The sequence below is a fragment of the Enterobacter sp. N18-03635 genome (assembly GCF_004006055.1).
Lineage (GTDB): Bacteria > Pseudomonadota > Gammaproteobacteria > Enterobacterales > Enterobacteriaceae > Enterobacter > Enterobacter vonholyi.
Genome location: NZ_CP034769.1, coordinates 1,622,964 through 1,638,233, shown reverse-complemented (window position 1 = coordinate 1,638,233; position 15,270 = coordinate 1,622,964). Strand labels below are relative to the sequence as shown.

At 62.0% G+C, this 15,270-nt stretch carries 15 protein-coding genes and 1 pseudogene; 9 read left to right on the top strand and 7 right to left on the bottom strand.

Translation table 11 applies throughout. The features are described from left to right. Position 1: 1 nt before the first annotated feature. Complete coding sequence (locus tag ELK40_RS08440; protein ID WP_023311064.1) at positions 2-784, bottom strand: transporter substrate-binding domain-containing protein; 783 nt, start codon at positions 782-784, stop codon at positions 2-4. A 191-nt stretch (positions 785-975) separates the two neighbouring features. After that, positions 976-1,815 (bottom strand): MurR/RpiR family transcriptional regulator HpxU, encoded by an 840-nt coding sequence (gene hpxU, locus ELK40_RS08435; protein ID WP_115874683.1) that lies wholly within the window; start codon positions 1,813-1,815, stop codon positions 976-978. A gap of 142 nt (positions 1,816-1,957) precedes the next feature. Here hpxU and hpxW point away from each other — a divergent pair, with 142 nt between their 5' ends. The 4 genes from hpxW to hpxZ are packed head-to-tail and all read left to right on the top strand — an operon-like array spanning position 1,958 to position 5,518. Further along, the gene (hpxW, locus tag ELK40_RS08430; protein WP_115874682.1) at positions 1,958-3,541 is read left to right on the top strand and encodes an oxamate amidohydrolase; all 1,584 of its coding nucleotides are present in this window, start codon (positions 1,958-1,960) and stop codon (positions 3,539-3,541) included. An 11-nt stretch (positions 3,542-3,552) separates the two neighbouring features. Continuing rightward, positions 3,553-3,741, top strand: a complete 189-nt coding sequence (hpxX, locus tag ELK40_RS08425) for an oxalurate catabolism protein HpxX (protein ID WP_115874681.1) — start codon at positions 3,553-3,555, stop codon at positions 3,739-3,741. Continuing rightward, entirely contained in the window at positions 3,738-5,135 is a 1,398-nt protein-coding gene (locus ELK40_RS08420) for an AtzE family amidohydrolase (RefSeq protein WP_115874680.1), read from the top strand. Before hpxX ends, ELK40_RS08420 begins: the two co-directional genes overlap by 4 nt. Then, positions 5,132-5,518: an oxalurate catabolism protein HpxZ gene (hpxZ, locus tag ELK40_RS08415; RefSeq protein WP_115874679.1), complete on the top strand. Its 387-nt coding sequence runs from the start codon at positions 5,132-5,134 to the stop codon at positions 5,516-5,518. The genes ELK40_RS08420 and hpxZ overlap by 4 nt, the downstream gene beginning before the upstream one ends. Positions 5,519-5,566: 48 nt before the next feature. Here the strand turns inward: hpxZ and puuE are convergent, their stop codons facing one another. The 3 genes and pseudogenes from puuE to ELK40_RS08400 form a co-directional block, all read right to left on the bottom strand. Continuing rightward, positions 5,567-6,466: an allantoinase PuuE gene (gene puuE, locus ELK40_RS08410; RefSeq protein WP_244599412.1), complete on the bottom strand. Its 900-nt coding sequence runs from the start codon at positions 6,464-6,466 to the stop codon at positions 5,567-5,569. Then, a pseudogene (gene hpxA, locus ELK40_RS08405) lies at positions 6,423-7,255 on the bottom strand (allantoin racemase). Before hpxA ends, puuE begins: the two are co-directional and overlap by 44 nt. Further along, positions 7,255-7,971 carry a GntR family transcriptional regulator gene (locus ELK40_RS08400; RefSeq protein ID WP_115874676.1) on the bottom strand — a complete coding sequence of 239 codons (717 nt, stop codon included), beginning with the start codon at positions 7,969-7,971 and terminating at the stop codon, positions 7,255-7,257. The pseudogene hpxA and the gene ELK40_RS08400 overlap by 1 nt, the downstream one beginning before the upstream one ends. A 144-nt stretch (positions 7,972-8,115) precedes the next feature. Here ELK40_RS08400 and ELK40_RS08395 point away from each other — a divergent pair, with 144 nt between their 5' ends. Together ELK40_RS08395 and guaD are read left to right on the top strand one after the other, a co-directional pair. Beyond that, entirely contained in the window at positions 8,116-9,612 is a 1,497-nt protein-coding gene (locus ELK40_RS08395; RefSeq protein WP_115874675.1) for an NCS1 family nucleobase:cation symporter-1, read from the top strand. A 101-nt stretch (positions 9,613-9,713) separates the two neighbouring features. Beyond that, positions 9,714-11,033, top strand: coding sequence for a guanine deaminase (gene guaD / locus ELK40_RS08390; protein WP_127730321.1), 1,320 nt, complete (start codon positions 9,714-9,716; stop codon positions 11,031-11,033). Here guaD and uraH read toward each other — a convergent pair. Together uraH and uraD are read right to left on the bottom strand one after the other, a co-directional pair. Beyond that, complete coding sequence (gene uraH, locus ELK40_RS08385) at positions 11,013-11,336, bottom strand: hydroxyisourate hydrolase (protein WP_115874674.1); 324 nt, start codon at positions 11,334-11,336, stop codon at positions 11,013-11,015. The genes guaD and uraH overlap by 21 nt on opposite strands. Beyond that, the gene (uraD, locus tag ELK40_RS08380) at positions 11,333-11,833 is read right to left on the bottom strand and encodes a 2-oxo-4-hydroxy-4-carboxy-5-ureidoimidazoline decarboxylase (protein ID WP_127730319.1); all 501 of its coding nucleotides are present in this window, start codon (positions 11,831-11,833) and stop codon (positions 11,333-11,335) included. The genes uraH and uraD overlap by 4 nt, the downstream gene beginning before the upstream one ends. 239 nt (positions 11,834-12,072) lie before the next feature. Between uraD and hpxO the strand changes: the two genes are divergently transcribed. From hpxO to ELK40_RS08365, 3 genes are read left to right on the top strand one after another with little or no spacing between them, the layout of a single operon-like run. Further along, positions 12,073-13,227 carry an FAD-dependent urate hydroxylase HpxO gene (gene hpxO / locus ELK40_RS08375; protein WP_127730317.1) on the top strand — a complete coding sequence of 385 codons (1,155 nt, stop codon included), beginning with the start codon at positions 12,073-12,075 and terminating at the stop codon, positions 13,225-13,227. A gap of 17 nt (positions 13,228-13,244) precedes the next feature. Beyond that, on the top strand, positions 13,245-14,279 hold the full coding sequence (gene hpxD / locus ELK40_RS08370; RefSeq protein ID WP_115874671.1) for a molybdenum cofactor-independent xanthine hydroxylase subunit HpxD: 1,035 nt from the start codon (positions 13,245-13,247) through the stop codon (positions 14,277-14,279). Between the two features lie 11 nt (positions 14,280-14,290). Then, entirely contained in the window at positions 14,291-15,226 is a 936-nt protein-coding gene (locus ELK40_RS08365) for a PDR/VanB family oxidoreductase (RefSeq protein ID WP_115876046.1), read from the top strand. Positions 15,227-15,270 lie beyond the last annotated feature (44 nt).

The window sequence follows — 15,270 nt, the reverse complement described above, 5'->3', positions numbered from 1 at the left end:
CTCAGGCGCCAAGGTTTGCCGGCAGCGGGGCCTTCAGCCATTGCTCAGACAGGCCGTTCAGCGTGCCGTCCTTGATGCCCTGCTCAATCAGCGCATCCACTTTTGCCTTCAGGGCCGGTTCGTTTTTCTTCAGGCCAATAAAGCACGGCGAATCTTTCAGCATAAAGCTCGGCACCGGGGCTTTATCCGCGTTCTGGCGCGAAATGGCCGCCACCACGAGGTTACCGGTTGCCACGTACTGCACCTGCCCCGACAGGTAAGCGGAGAGCGTGGTGTTATTGTCTTCGTAGCGCTTCACGTCCGCGTCTTTCGGCGCCAGTCCGGTCAGCACCATGTCCTCCACCGCCCCGCGCGTCACGCCGATGGTTTTTCCGCTCAGCGCGGCGGCGTCCTTCAGCTCGGCCCCTTTTGGACCAAACACGCCAAGGAAGAACGGCGCGTAGGCGCGGCTGAAGTCGATTACCTTCTCGCGCTCCGGGTTTTTACCGAGGCTGGAAATGACCAGGTCCACCTTATCGGTTTGCAGGTACGGCACGCGGTTGGCGCTGGTCACCGGCACCAGCTGCAGCTTGAGCTTCATCTGTTTAGCGAGATAGCGCGCCATATCGATGTCGTACCCCTGCGGCTGCAGATCGGTCCCCACCGAGCCAAACGGCGGGAAGTCCTGCGGAACGGCAATACGGATAGTGCCGCGCTTCTCGATATCCTGTAGCTGGTCAGCCTTTGCCGGCAGCTGAGTGAAGAGGCATGCTGCCCCGGCCAGTGCAATCAACAATTTTTTCATGGTGCTTCCCCGTAACGTTAACATGAAACAAAAGATTCTTTGAATGTGATTTTGCAACTAATGTGCCAGATAAGGCGAAGCGGGAAATATTCTTTTAAAGCCTTATAAAACGCGGGCGGGGCGAAAATGCTCTCCATTTTCGCCCCGCCATTACGCACCATTTTAATGCAAAGCACCAGCCTGATGCCCCATTATCGCTGTTCGAGCTCGTCCAGCTGCTGATAGAGGGAGGCAATCTCGTGAATGCGCGGACGGCCTTTATCGAGGATCTCATGCAGGAAGGCGTTCGCCAGCAGGTTGATCAGACTGTTAACCGAGGAATAGCTGTCATAGGCCGAGACGCTGTCCAGCGGGGCGCAGAGCTGCCAGCTGGCGAGCGGAAACAGGCTGTGGGCCTGCGGCTCGCACATCAGCAGCACCGGAATACCGCTGCTCTGAAGCTGCTGCATCAGCGGGCGGATAATGCGCGGACGGCGGCGGAAGGCCATCATGACCACCAGATCGTCCGGCGTTAAGTCCACCAGCTCCTCGCTCAGGCTCTGCCCCGGCTGCGGCAGGACCAGCACCTGACCGCGCGCCTGCAGCAGCTGCTGGCGCAGGTGGAGCGCCGCCGGATAGGCGTTACGCATGCCGATAATAACGATGCGCCGCGCCTTCACCATGCAGGCCATGGCGTCGGCAAACTGCTGCGCGTCGAGGGCATTGACCCACTGGGTCAGGTTCGCCATCTCCTGCTTGTAGTGGCGTGCCAGCAGCGTGTTGCCCTGCACCGCGTCGCGATTATCGGTGAGCGGCATCCCGCTCTGGCGCAGGGTGCGCAGCTCTTCGCGCATGTCTTTATATTTCTCATAGCCCAGACGCTTAAACAGACGGCTCACCGTGGCTTTCGATACCCCGCTCAGCTGCGCCAGCTCGGCGCTGTTGTAGCTAATGAGATCGTCAAAATGATCAAAAATAAAGTCCGCCACCCGCTGCTCCTGCGGCGACAGCGACGGGTATTGTGCTTTCAGACGTTCATCCAGTTGTTCCATAGCGCCTCTGTAACTTTTGTTTCATCACATTTTGGTTTTCATTCTACCTTTCATTATACGTGCCAGTTTACTGAAACTTTTCTTTCAGAACTGGAACAGCTTTTGCAGCGCCTTGTGACTTTCAGGGTTACGAGGACTCTTTATGCAAAGTAATGTCTCCACACACGGTATGGCGGTTGCGCCCCACCACCTCGCCAGCCAGAGCGCGCTGGCGGTGCTACGCGAAGGCGGCAGTGCGATAGAAGCGATGGTCGCGGCGGCGGCCACCATCGCCGTGGTTTACCCGCATATGAACGGGCTGGGCGGCGATGGCTTCTGGCTTATCGTACCGCCGGAAGGCGACCCCATCGCCATTGACGCCAGCGGCGCGGCAGGATCGCACGCGACGCTGGCCGCCTACGACGGGCTCACGCAGATCCCCCATCGCGGACCGCAGGCGGCGCTAACCGTCGCCGGCACGGTCAGCGGCTGGGACGAGGCGCTGAAGGTTTCCCGTGAGATGACCGGCAAGTCGCTGCCGCTGGCCCGCCTGCTGGCCGACGCCATTGACTACGCGCAGAACGGCACGCCGGTCACGGCCTCTCAGGCTCACGCCACCGCCAGCAAGTTCGACGAGCTGAAGGATGTGCCGGGCTTCGCGGAAACCTGGCTGGTCGACGGCAAGCCGCCGCAGGCCGGGAGCCGCTTTTACCAGCCCGCCATGGCTACAACCCTGAGGCGCCTGGCGGAAGACGGTCTGGACAGTTTTTATCGCGGCCCGCTAGCGGAAGTCCTGGCGCACGGCATGGAGACGCTGGGCCTGCCCGTTACGCTGGCCGATTTACACGCCCACGCAGCCCGGCGCACCGCGCCGCTGAAGCTGCAGCATCAGCAGGGGGAGGTCTTTAACCACGCTCCGCCGACGCAGGGGCTGGTCTCGCTGGCGATACTCGGCATCACCGACCGCCTGAACATGGCGGAGGCCGACGACGCCGAAACCCTTCACCGCATCGTTGAAGCCACCAAGCTGGCCTTTGGCCTGCGTGATGCCCACATCACCGACCCGCGCGAGCTGAAAACCGATATTCAGGATCTGCTGGATCCCGCCGCCCTGCAGGCGCTTGCCGACAGGGTTGACGACGGCCGCGCCGCGCCGTGGGGTACCGGAAAAGGCCCCGGCGATACGGTGTGGATGGGGGTGATGGACAGCAGCGGGCTTGCCGTGTCGTTTATCCAGAGTATCTATCACGAGTTCGGCAGCGGCGTTGTCCTGCCCGATACCGGCATCGTCTGGCAGAACCGGGGCGCATCCTTCAGCCTCGATCCCGCCCATCTTCTGGCCCTCGCGCCGGGCAAACAGCCGTTCCACACCCTGAACCCGGCGGCGGCGCGTCTGAAGGACGGGCGCGTGATGGTCTACGGATCGATGGGCGGCGACGGACAGCCGCAGACCCAGGCCGCGCTCTTTACCCGCTATGCGATTCAGGGCGTGCCTTTACAGGAGAGCATTTCCCGCCCGCGCTGGCTGCTGGGGCGCACCTGGGGACAAACCTCGGACACCCTAAAGCTTGAAGGACGTTTTTCACCCGAGACGGTCGTGCGCCTGCGGGCACTCGGTCACGAGGTGGAGCTTTTCCCTGACTTTAGTGAAGCCATGGGCCACGCGGGCGCGATTGTCCGCCACCCCAACGGGCTGTTCGAAGGGGCATTTGACCCGCGCAGCAACGGCGCGGCCGCCGGATTCTGAGGAGAAAAAAAATGACGACACACCAACCCGACTGGCAGGCATACCTGGCGCAAATGGAAACTGTACTCGGCGTGACGCTGGATGACGCCCGCCGCGCCGAGCTGCAGGTGCAGTTCAGCCGCATAGCCACCATGGCCGCCCCGCTGATGGCGCTGCCGCTCGACGACCGTCTGGAGATTGCAGGAGTGTATAAAGCATGACGCTACACGAGATGAGTATCAGCGCGATCCAGCAGGCGCTGAGCGCGGGGGAGCTGAGCGCTCGCGAGATCGCCCGACAGACGCTGGAGGGGATTGCGCGCGTTAACCCGCAGATCGGCGCCTGGACCGCCGTGACGGAAGCACGCATGCTCGCCGAGGCCGACAATATCGATACCCTGCGACGGGAAAAGCGCCCCCTGCCGCCGCTGGCGGGCGTGCCCTACGCGGTAAAAAATCTGTTCGACGTTGCCGGTCATACCACCCTCGCCGGAGCCGAATTGTTCAGCCAGCGCCCTGCCGCCGCCGCTGACAGTTTTGCGGTGCGCCAGCTGCGCAGCGCGGGCGGGCTGCTGACAGGGATGGTCAATATGGACGCCTACGCCTACGGCTTTACCACCGAGAACAGCCACTACGGCACGACGCGTAACCCGCACGACCTGACGCGCATTGCGGGCGGGTCGTCCGGCGGTTCAGCCGCCGCGGTGGCCGCCGGGCTGGTGCACTTTTCGCTCGGCACCGACACCAACGGCTCGATTCGCGTTCCGGCCTCCCTGTGCGGTATCTATGGCCTGAAGCCCACCTTTGGCCGCCTGTCGCGATCCGGCAGCCATCCGTTTGTCGCGAGCCTGGATCATATCGGCCCCTTCGCCCGCCGCGTGTGCGACCTGGCGTCCGTGTATGACGCGCTGCAGGGACGGGATACCAGCGACGGTTTTCAGGCCGAGTGCTCCCGGGAACAGACGCGCCCCCTGCTCGATCGCGGGCTTGATGGCCTGCGCTGCGCGGTGCTCGGCGGCTATTTCACCACCTGGTGCGACGCAGACGCCAGAGCCGCCGTGGCGCGGGTGGCGAAGGCGCTCGACGTGCAGGATGAGCTGCAGTTCCCTGACGCCGAGCTGGCGCGTTCCGCTGCGTTTATCATCAGCGCATCCGAAGGGGGAAATCAGTACCTGCCCGCGCTTCGCCATGAACCGGCGCGTTTTGAGCCGCACTCTCGCGAACGGCTGCTCGCCGGGGCGATGATCCCCTCCGCCTGGTATATTCAGGCCCAGCGGTTTCGCGCTCACGCCCGGCAGGCGTTCAAAACCCTGTTCGCGCAGGCCGACGTGCTGATCGCCCCGGCCACTCCGCGCAGCGCCACGCTGGCGGGTGAGCAGACCATGGATATTAACGGCCAGCCGCTCCCCATTCGCGCCAGCATGGGGATGCTGACCCAGCCGATTTCGTTTTTGGGCCTGCCCGTGACCACCGTTCCCCTGCGCACCGCGCAGGGTGCGCCTATCGGCCTGCAGCTGATTGCCGCGCCGTTTAACGAGCAGGCCTGCCTGCGCGTCGCGCGGGTTCTGGAAGAGAACGGCATCACCGATGCCCGCCCGGCGGAGATAGCAGCATGATGAATCACGATGACATTAACCTCCCGTGGGTGGTTGCCGAGGTGACCGCCGCGTTTTACCGCTATGAGGACGCGCTGGTGAGCAACAACGTTGCGGTGCTGGACGAGCTGTTCTGGCACGACAAAAGCACGGTGCGTCTCGGAGCGGGTGAAAACCTGTACGGGATTGATGAAATCCGCGCCTTTCGGGCGGCGCGCCCCGCCGCCGGGCTGCAGCGGACGCTGCGCCACACAGTGATTACCACCTTCGGGGAGGATTATGCCGTGTGCAGCACCGAGTTTACCCGCGAGGGGACGGAACGCATTGGCCGCCAGCAGCAGACGTGGGTGCGGTTTGCCTACGGATGGCGCATCGTGGCGGCGCAGGTGAGTTTGATGTCGTAGTCGTAGGCCGGGTAAGGCGCAGCCGCCACCCGGCTAAAGACGGCTCAGTTATTTCTGAAACGGATGCACCTCCCGCCAGTGGTCGGCAATCTGCTGGCGGGTACAGACCCACACCCGCTCGTGCTGCTGCACATAATCCAGGAACTTCTGCAGCGCGCGAAAACGCCCCGGTCTGCCCAGCAGGCGACAGTGCATGCCGATGGACATCATCTTCGGCGCGCTTTCTCCCTCTTCGTACAGCACGTCAAAACTGTCCTTCAGATACGTATAAAACTGCTCGGCGGTGTTAAACCCCTGCGCGGTCGCAAAGCGCATGTCGTTCGTATCCAGCGTATACGGCACGATCAGGTGCGGTTTACGGGAGCCGTCGCTGCAGGCCACTTCCGTCCAGAAGGGCAAATCGTCGCCGTAGTAGTCGCTGTCGTAGTCAAAACCGCCGTGCTCCACCACCAGCTGGCGCGTGTTGGGGCTGTCTCGTCCGGTGTACCAGCCAGCTGGCGGCTTGCCGAACAGGTCGGTCAGAACGTGCACCGCCTTATGCAGGTGTTCGCGCTCCTGGCTGATGTCCATGTTTTGATAGTGGATCCAGCGCCAGCCGTGGCTGACCACGTCGTAATCCGCGGCTTTGATCGCCTCAACGATCTCCGGGTGTCGCGCCAGCGCCATCGCCACGCCAAAGACCGTCAGCGGCAGGCCGCGCTTTTGAAATTCATTGTGGATCCGCCAGAACCCGGCGCGGCTGCCGTATTCGTAGAGGGAGTCCATCGACATGTGCTTATCCGGGTAGCTGGCCGCGCCGATAATGTCCGACAGGAACTGCTCGGATCCGGCATCGCCGTGCAGAACGTGGTTTTCCGCCCCTTCCTCATAGTTGAGCACAAACTGCACGGCGATGCGCGCCTGATTAGGCCACCGTGCGTGCGGCGGGTTGCCCGCGTAGCCGCGCAGATCCCGCGGATAATCCTGTTCAAAAAGCCCCATTGCCACCCCCAAAAATTAAAATGGATTCAATGCCTGAAAATGCCCGCTTAACGGTTTTTTCTCCGGGAACGCCAGATCCCCGTGCTTGCTGGTCGACAGCCCCAGCGCTACCAGCGATTCCACCATCTTCACCGCCGCGCTGACGCCGTCGATGACCGGCACGCGCAGTTCACGGGTCAGCTCCTGCGCCAGCGTTGCCATGCCGCCGCAGCCCAGCACGATGGCGCCACAGCCATCCTCTTTCAGCGCCTGTATACAACGCGCGCGCACTTTTTCCTGCGCCAGACCGCTGCCGTCCTCCAGCGCGAGCACCGGAAGGTCGATGGCGTGCAGCGCCGCGCAATGGTCCTGAAAGCCATACTGGTGCAACAGATGACGGGCAATAATCAGCGTGCGCGGCAGCGTGGTAACCACCGAAAAACGCGTCGCCACCAGCGTCGCCATGTGCATCGCGGCTTCGGCAATGCCGATAACCGGCCCCTGGGCCAGCTCGCGCGCCGCCAGCAGGCCCGGATCGCCAAAGCAGGCAATCACGTGACCCGACACGCCCTGTTCCCTGCCTTTTTTGATCTGTTCCAGGACACCGACGGCGGCGATGGCCTCATCAAAGTGGCCTTCTATAGACGGCAAGCCCGCGCTCGGGCAGACCGAGAGGATCTCCGTCCCCGGCGCCGCCACCGCGCGCGCCGCCGCGCCGATGGTTTCCGTCATGGCGAGGCTGGTGTTGGGGTTGATCACTTGTATACAGACAGACATTACGACTCCTTGTGGCCGGCAAACAGCCGGGCAAAATCAGGCAGGCACTCGCCCGCCCGCTCGAAGCAGAGGCTGGCGACGATATGTTCAAAATGGTGCATTAATGCATCGCTCAGCGGCTGGAGCGCCTTCTGGCGCAGCAGATCCACAAGCTGTTCGTGATCGTTGCAGCGGCAGCCCTGACGCCACGGCGCGCCCCAGGCGGCAATCACCAGCGAAGAACGCTGGCTCAGGCCGGTCACCATCTCAGTGAGCACCTGGTTGCCGGATATGGCCTGCAGCTGAATGTGGAAATTGGCGGAGTGGCGAATCGCCGCCGGGCCGTCATAGGCCTCGTGCGCCTGCTGCTCCTGGCGAATAATGGTCTCCAGCGCGGCAAGGTGCGGCGGCTGGCAGTGCGCCAGCACGTCCGGAAGGTTAGCGACCTCCAGCAGCGCGCGGGTGCGAAAGATGTGTCGCGACTCTTCCACCGTCGGGCTGGCGACGTGTGCACCACGCTTGGGCGTCAGGGTGACCATTTGCACAGCGGCGAGTCGTTGAAGCACCTTTCGGATGCCCGTGCGGCTTACGCCAAACACCTCGGCCAGCGCCTCTTCCGGCAATTTGCTCCCCGGCAGCAGCTGATGTTCGACAATCGCGGTCATCAGCGCCTGAAAGATCGATTCGTCTTTGTCATGCAGGTCTGGCGCGGTCTGCAGGGCGTTTATGTTGTTCATTCACCACTCCGTCTTTTACTCTTCGTTATCGAATCGTATACATAAAAATAAAATATTGCATACAAGATTTATTATTTTGGCCTGGATCCTGCAACACCATTTGCACTCCCGCTTAACGGGTTTTCATTCACAGGAGCAGGTTTCATGCCAAACAGTCAAAACGCACAGCAAGGTACGGCCGCTGATTCCGGTGCGGTTTACAGCCCACGTCTTTGCAATGAGGATCTGGCACCGACGCGTGACCAGAACTGGAGCTGGTACAACATCTTTTCGTTCTGGATGTCGGACGTTCACAGCATGGGGGGTTATGTTGTCGCCGCGAGCTTCTTTACGCTCGGGCTGGCAAGCTGGCAGGTGCTGCTCTGCCTGCTGGTGGGGATTTGCATCGTGCAGCTGTGCGCCAATCTGGTGGCCAAACCGAGCCAGATGGCGGGCGTGCCCTATGCGGTGATCAGCCGTCAGGCGTTCGGCGTCTTCGGGGCCAATATTCCGGCGGTGATCCGCGGGCTGATCGCTTTTGCGTGGTACGGGATTCAGACCTATCTGGCCGCCAACGCCCTGATGCTGGTGGCGCTGAAGTTCTGGCCATCGCTCTCTTCGCTCACCGCCGGCGCGTTCCTGGGCCTGTCTCATCTGGGCTGGATCTGCTTCGCTATTATGTGGGTCCTGCAGGCGATGGTCTTCTGGCACGGCATGACCGCCATCAAGCGCTTTATTGATATCGCCGGTCCGGCGGTCTACGTAGTGATGCTTGCCCTCGCAGGCTGGATTGTATACAAGACCGGTTTTGACGGGATCTCCTTTACCCTCGCCAGCAAATCCCTGAGCGCGGGCGAGCAGACCTGGCAGATGATCACCGCGACCGCGCTGGTGGTCTCCTACTTCTCCGGCCCGCTGCTCAACTTTGGCGACTTCTCCCGCTACGGCAAAAGCATGGGCGAGATCCGCCGCGGCAACCGCTGGGGCCTGCCGTTTAACTTCCTGCTGTTCTCCATCGTCACCGTAGTGATTGTCTCCGGCACCCAGTCGCTGTTTGGCCGCATGATCACTGACCCGATTGAGACCGTCAGCCGCGTGGGCAACGATCTGGCCGTGGCGATTGGCCTGCTGACGATGATCACCGCCACCATAGGGATCAACATCGTGGCAAACTTCGTCTCGCCGGCGTTTGATTTCTCTAACTGCTCGCCGCAGAAAATCAGCTTCCGCACCGGAGGGATGATTGCCGCCGTCGGCTCGATCCTGCTCACCCCGTGGAACCTGTTCAACTCGCCGGAGCTTATCCACTACACCCTGGACGTGCTCGGGGCGTTCATCGGCCCGCTGTTCGGCATTCTGATTGCCGACTTCTACCTGATTAAGCGCGGCAAGGTGTCGGTTGACGATCTGTTCGACGACACGCCAAAGGGCAAATACTGGTACCGCAACGGCTTTAACCCGAAAGCCATTGGCGCGCTGATCCCGTCCGTTGCCGTGGGCCTGGTGATTAGCTTTATCCCGGCCCTGCATGAGGTGGCGAACTTCAGCTGGTTTATCGGCGTCTTCCTCGGCGGCGTGACCTACCGCTGGCTGGCGCGGGAAGATCGAGAGACGGCGGGTGCGACGTCGTTCAGCTCCCGCGTGGCAACGCAAAAAGAGTAACCCCCTCCCTCCGGCCGCAGCTTATCTGCGGCCCTTTCATTCTGGCACCGTTCTTGCTGAGCCTTCTCACCCCCCGCTACGCAAACACGAAGGCAGGAACCATGATGGAATACCAGACTGCGATACGCGGTGCATTTTTTGATATTGCCCGGGTCTGCGACAGCGCAGACGCCATTGCTCAACACGCGCGCTACCTTGAGGACGGGCTGCTGTTTATACAGAGCGGAAAAATTCTGGCGCAGATGCCGTGGCAGGAGGGCGAGCAGTATCTTGACCCCCACAAGGGCTACACCGACCTGCGCGGCAGGCTGCTTCTGCCCGGTTTTGTCGACACCCACGTCCATTACCCGCAAACGGAGATGATCGGCGCCTTTGGCGAACAGCTGCTGGAGTGGCTGACTACCTACACCTTCCCGGTGGAGAGCCAGTTTGCCGATGAGGCCTACGCGAAAGAGATCGCCGAATTTTTCATACAGCAGCTGGTGAGCAACGGCACTACCACCGCGCTGGTATTTTGCACGCTGCATCCTGAATCGGTCGAGGCGCTGTTTACCGAGGCCCTGCGCCTCAACATGCGCCTTATCGCCGGAAAGGTGATGATGGACAGACACGCGCCGGACTACCTGAGCGAAGACGCGAAGCAGAGCTACCGGCAGACGCGGGCGCTAATCCAGCGCTGGCACCATCGGGGACGGCTGGGCTATGCCATTACGCCGCGCTTTGCCCCGACGTCATCCCCCGAGCTGCTTGCGGCGGTCAGCCTGCTCAGAGAGGAGTTCCCGGACACCTGGCTGCAGACCCATCTGAGCGAAAACCCCAACGAAGTGGCCTGGGTAAGCGACCTCTGGCCGGAGCACGAGCGCTATCTGGACGTGTATCACCACTACGGCCTGACCGGCGAGCGCAGCGTGTTTGCCCACGCGATCCATCTGCACCACAGCGAGTGGCAGTGCCTGCATGACACCGGCTCGGCGGTGGCGTTTTGCCCCACCTCTAACCTGTTTCTCGGCAGCGGGCTGTTTCGCCTCCCCGCCTGCTGGCAGCACAGGGTGCGGATGGGCATCGGCACCGACGTTGGGGCGGGCACGACCTTCAGCATGCTGCGCACGCTGGGGGAAGCCTACAAGGTCGGCCAGCTTCAGAGCTACCGCCTGCGCGCCAGCGAGGCGTTTTATCACGCCACGCTGGGCGGCGCGCACGCCCTCCGGCTGGACGATAAGATTGGCAACTTCACAACCGGCAAAGAGGCGGATTTTGTGGTCATCGATCCCGACGTGACGCCGCTGCAGCGCCTGCGCAATCGCCGCTGTCAGGATATCTACGAGCAGCTTTTTGTGCTGATGACCCTCGGAGACGAGCGCAACATCAGCGAGACCTGGGTTAACGGCGAGCGGGTGTGGTCAACTGCCCCGGTAGGTTGACCACCCGCCGGGGGCAATCACAAACGGCAGATGGAAATGCTCGTCTGCCGTTTCTCCCGTCACAAAATCAATTTGCGCACAGGGGTAGATTGTCTCCCGGCCGGTATCGCTAAACCACGCCCCGATCTCCGCCACCAGCCGATAGCGGCCCGCGGGCAGAGAGGCAACGAACGCGGCGATGCGCCCCTGCGCGTTGGTCACGCCCGTCGCCAGCGTCTTTCCGTCCTGTTGCAGATGAACCGTTACGCCCTCTGCGGGCTTGCCCGTAGAGATATCGAGAATATGGGTGCTGAGTGTGCTCATTCGCTAATAACTCCTTCCAGCCGAAGCAGCGTAATTTCCCGCAGCTGTTCCAGCGCGGCACGGATTTCCTGCGCGTCGCTGTTCTCCAGCCGCGCGTGCAGGGCCCGCAATATCTCCTCGCCGCTGCGACCCTTCGCGCGGATCAGAAACACGCGTCCGAAGCGGGCCTCGTAGCGGGCATTCCCCTCGCGCAGCGCCTGGGCAAGGGCGCCATCGCGATCGTTCACAGCGCCCTGCTCCTGACGCGACAGCGCCGCCTCCGCCGCTGAACCCGCGGGCTTTTCCCCGATGCGCGGATGGGCGCTCAGGGCCTGCGCCAGCTCCGCTTCGTCCCAGTTTTGCGTCAGCGCGTTTGCCGTACTGAGTAATTCGTCCCGGCTGGCGTATGGCCGCCCCAGAGCCAGCGCGTCGGCCCAGCCGGGTATCGCCACGCAGGGCAGAAGCAGCGTAAGAGCATCTTTCTCAGGAAGCTGATTGAAGTCGTGCAGTGCGATCATAGTGTCTCCTTTGTTATCCTTCTCCAGGCTATTGCACAAACCACGCCACCCTGAACGCGGGCGTGAAACAGTCGATTCCGTATAGCTCAACTGGAAATTTTTGATTCATAAAAAGGCACGCTCACCGCGTTTACGCACCTTAGCAGTGCAAACGTCTCCCTCACAACGCCGTTTTCGCCATGCTGCAGCCTGGTACGCAAATTGCTGAATGTCTTTACACCCTGCAAAAGGAGAGAAGCATGAAAGCAATCGTGATTGGCGCGGGCATTGGTGGCCTGAGCGCTGCCGTGGCGCTGAAGAAAGCGGGCATCGACTGTACCGTGTTTGAAGCCGTGAAGGAGATCAGGCCCGTCGGGGCGGCCATCTCCATCTGGCCTAACGGCGTGAAATGCATGCAGCACCTCGGCATGGGCGACATCATCGAGACCTGGGGCGGGCCGATGCGTTTTATGGCCTACAAGGATTACCGGCGCGGCGAGACTCTGACCCGCTTTAGCCTTGCCCCGCTGGTTGAGCGTACCGGCGGGCGTCCCTGCCCCGTCTCGCGCGCTGAACTCCAGCGCGAAATGCTGGACTTCTGGGGGCGCGACGGGGTGCAGTTCGGCAAGCGCGTGGAACACGTCCATGAAGACGACGCGGGCGTGAACGTCACCTTCACCGATGGCACCACGGCAACCGGCGATTTTCTGATTGCCGCCGACGGCAGCCACTCGGCGGTTCGCCCGTATGTGCTGGGGTATACCCCGGAGCGCCGATACGCCGGGTACGTAAACTGGAACGGGCTGGTGAAGATTGACGAAGAGATTGCCCCGGCGCACCAGTGGACCACCTTCGTTGGCGAAGGCAAACGCGTGTCGCTGATGCCCGTCTCCGGCGGACGCTTCTACTTCTTTTTTGACGTGCCGCTGCCCGCAGGCCTGGCGGAAGATCGCACCACCCTGCGTGCCGATCTCACGGGCTACTTCCGCGGCTGGGCGCCGCCGGTGCAGAAGCTTATCGCGGCGCTGGATCCTGAAACGACCAACCGCATCGAAATCCACGATATCGAGCCGTTCGACAGCCTGGTGCGCGGCAACGTCGCGCTGCTCGGCGACGCCGCGCACAGCACCACGCCGGATATCGGCCAGGGCGGCTGCGCGGCGATGGAAGATGCCGTAGTGCTGGGGGAATGCCTGCGTGAAAACCATAATATTACGCTGGCGCTGCGGCAGTACGAGGCGCTGCGCTGCGACCGGGTGCGCGACCTGGTCCTGAAGGCGCGTAAGCGCTGCGACGTCACCCACGGGAAAGACATGGCGCTGACGCAGGCCTGGTATCAGGAGCTTAGCGAAGAGACCGGAGAGCGCATCATCAACGGTCTGTGCGAGACCATTCAGGGCGGCCCGTTAGGCTGAACGCAAGAGGGACAACGATGAAAAGAGAACCGACTCCACCCGCCCACTGCACGTTTGAGCCAGAAGACTGGCTGCGTCTGGCGAAATGCTGGCATCCGGTCGCGCGCGCCTGCGACGTCGGTCCGGCGCCGGTCAAAGCGACGCTGCTGGATGAACAGCTGGTGATTTATCGGATAAACGAGCAGGTTGTGGTCGCCCGTGACGTTTGCCCGCACCGCGGCGTGCCGCTGACGCTCGGCTTTCACGATGAGCACGGGATTATCTGCCCCTATCATGGTTTACGCTTTGGGGAGGACGGGCGCTGCAACCGTATTCCGTCCAGCCCCGACCAGCCCGTTCCGGCGAAGCTGAACCTGATTAACTACGCCGTGGAGGAGCGGTTCGGGCTGATCTGGACCTGCCTGGCCTTTGATCCGGAAAACCCCGCGCCGCTGCCCACCATGCCGCACTGGGATGACGACGGATTTCAGCAGATCAACTGCCCGGCGTTTGAGGTGAACGGCTTCGCCGGGCGTCAGGTGGAGGGGTTTCTGGACGTAGCGCACTTTGCGTGGATCCACACCGATACCTTTGCCGACCCCAATAATCAGCTTGTACCTGCCTATCAGCCGCAGGAGACGCCGTTCGGCTTCGTGGCGGATTACTGGAGCTCCGTGAGCAACTATCCCGCCAGTTCACCCGTGCAGGCACCAGAAGGGTTCCAGTGGCTGCGCCATTTTGAAATGCACCTGCCGTTTACCGCTACCCTGACGATTCATTTTCCGGGTGAATCGCGGCTGGTGATCATGAACGCCGCGTCGCCCGTGTCGTCGCGCGTGACCCGCATGTTCGCCCCTATCGCCCGCAACTTTGACCTGCATATTCCGGTGGAGGATGTGCATGCCTTTAACCTGCGCATTTTTGAAGAGGATCGCCTGATGGTCGAAACCCAGCGCCCGGAAAGCCTGCCGCTGGATCTGACGCTGGAAGCCCATATTCCCGCAGATAAAAGCTCAATTGCCTACCGTCGGGGGCTGAAGAAGATGGGCTTTGGCGAATTTTTCCTGGTATGACGGAGGCCGATATGCTGAGCGTAATTGTTGACGGGCTGTGGCGCGAGGGCGACAAAAGCCTCGCCGTCAGGCTGGTGGCTGAAAACGGCGAAGCGCTCCCGGCGTGGCAGGCCGGCGCGCACGTTGATGTCCACCTGCCCTGCGGCGTGGTGCGCCAGTATTCACTGACCGGGGCATGTGGGGACGAGAGCTATCTTATTTGCGTGGGGCGTGAAACCGCCTCGCGCGGCGGGTCGCGCTACGTTCACGAGACGCTGCGTCCCGGGCAGAAGCTGATGATATCGGCCCCGCGCAACCTGTTTCCGCTTCAGCAGGCAGAGCGGGTTTTGCTGCTGGCGGCGGGCATTGGCATTACACCGCTGTATGCGATGGCCCTGCAGCTGAAGGCAACCGGAACGCCATTCACGCTGCACTACTACGTCAGAAACCGCGAAAGCGCGGCGTTTACGCGTGAACTCTCCCGGTTCGACGAGTGCCTCATTCATACCGCCAGCCCGCGCATAACGCTGGCAGATCATCTCCCCGCGCCCGAGGCGGGGCTTCACGCCTGGATATGCGGACCGGCAGGATTTATGGAAAAAGTGTGTGAGGTCGCCACTGCAAAGGGATGGGATGACGCCCACCTTCACAGCGAGGCGTTTCAACCCGTTGCGCCCGCCGCAGGCGGTGAAACCGGGGAGATTTTCACGGTCAAACTGGCCTCCACCGGTGAGCGCTGGCCGGTGCCTGCGGATAAGACCATTGCCCAGGTATTACAGGAAAACGGGGTGGACATTCCGCTGTCATGCGAAATGGGGATCTGCGGCGCGTGCCTGACGCCGGTGATTGACGGCGTGGTGGATCACCGGGATAGCGTGCAGTCGGAGGCGGAAAAAAGTGCGACGAACCAGCAGGTGGCGCTGTGCTGTTCGCGAAGCCATTCCGGGGAGCTGGTGATTGGGCTGTAAAACGAAAAAACCCTGCGATATTGCTATCGCAGGGTTTTCGAATT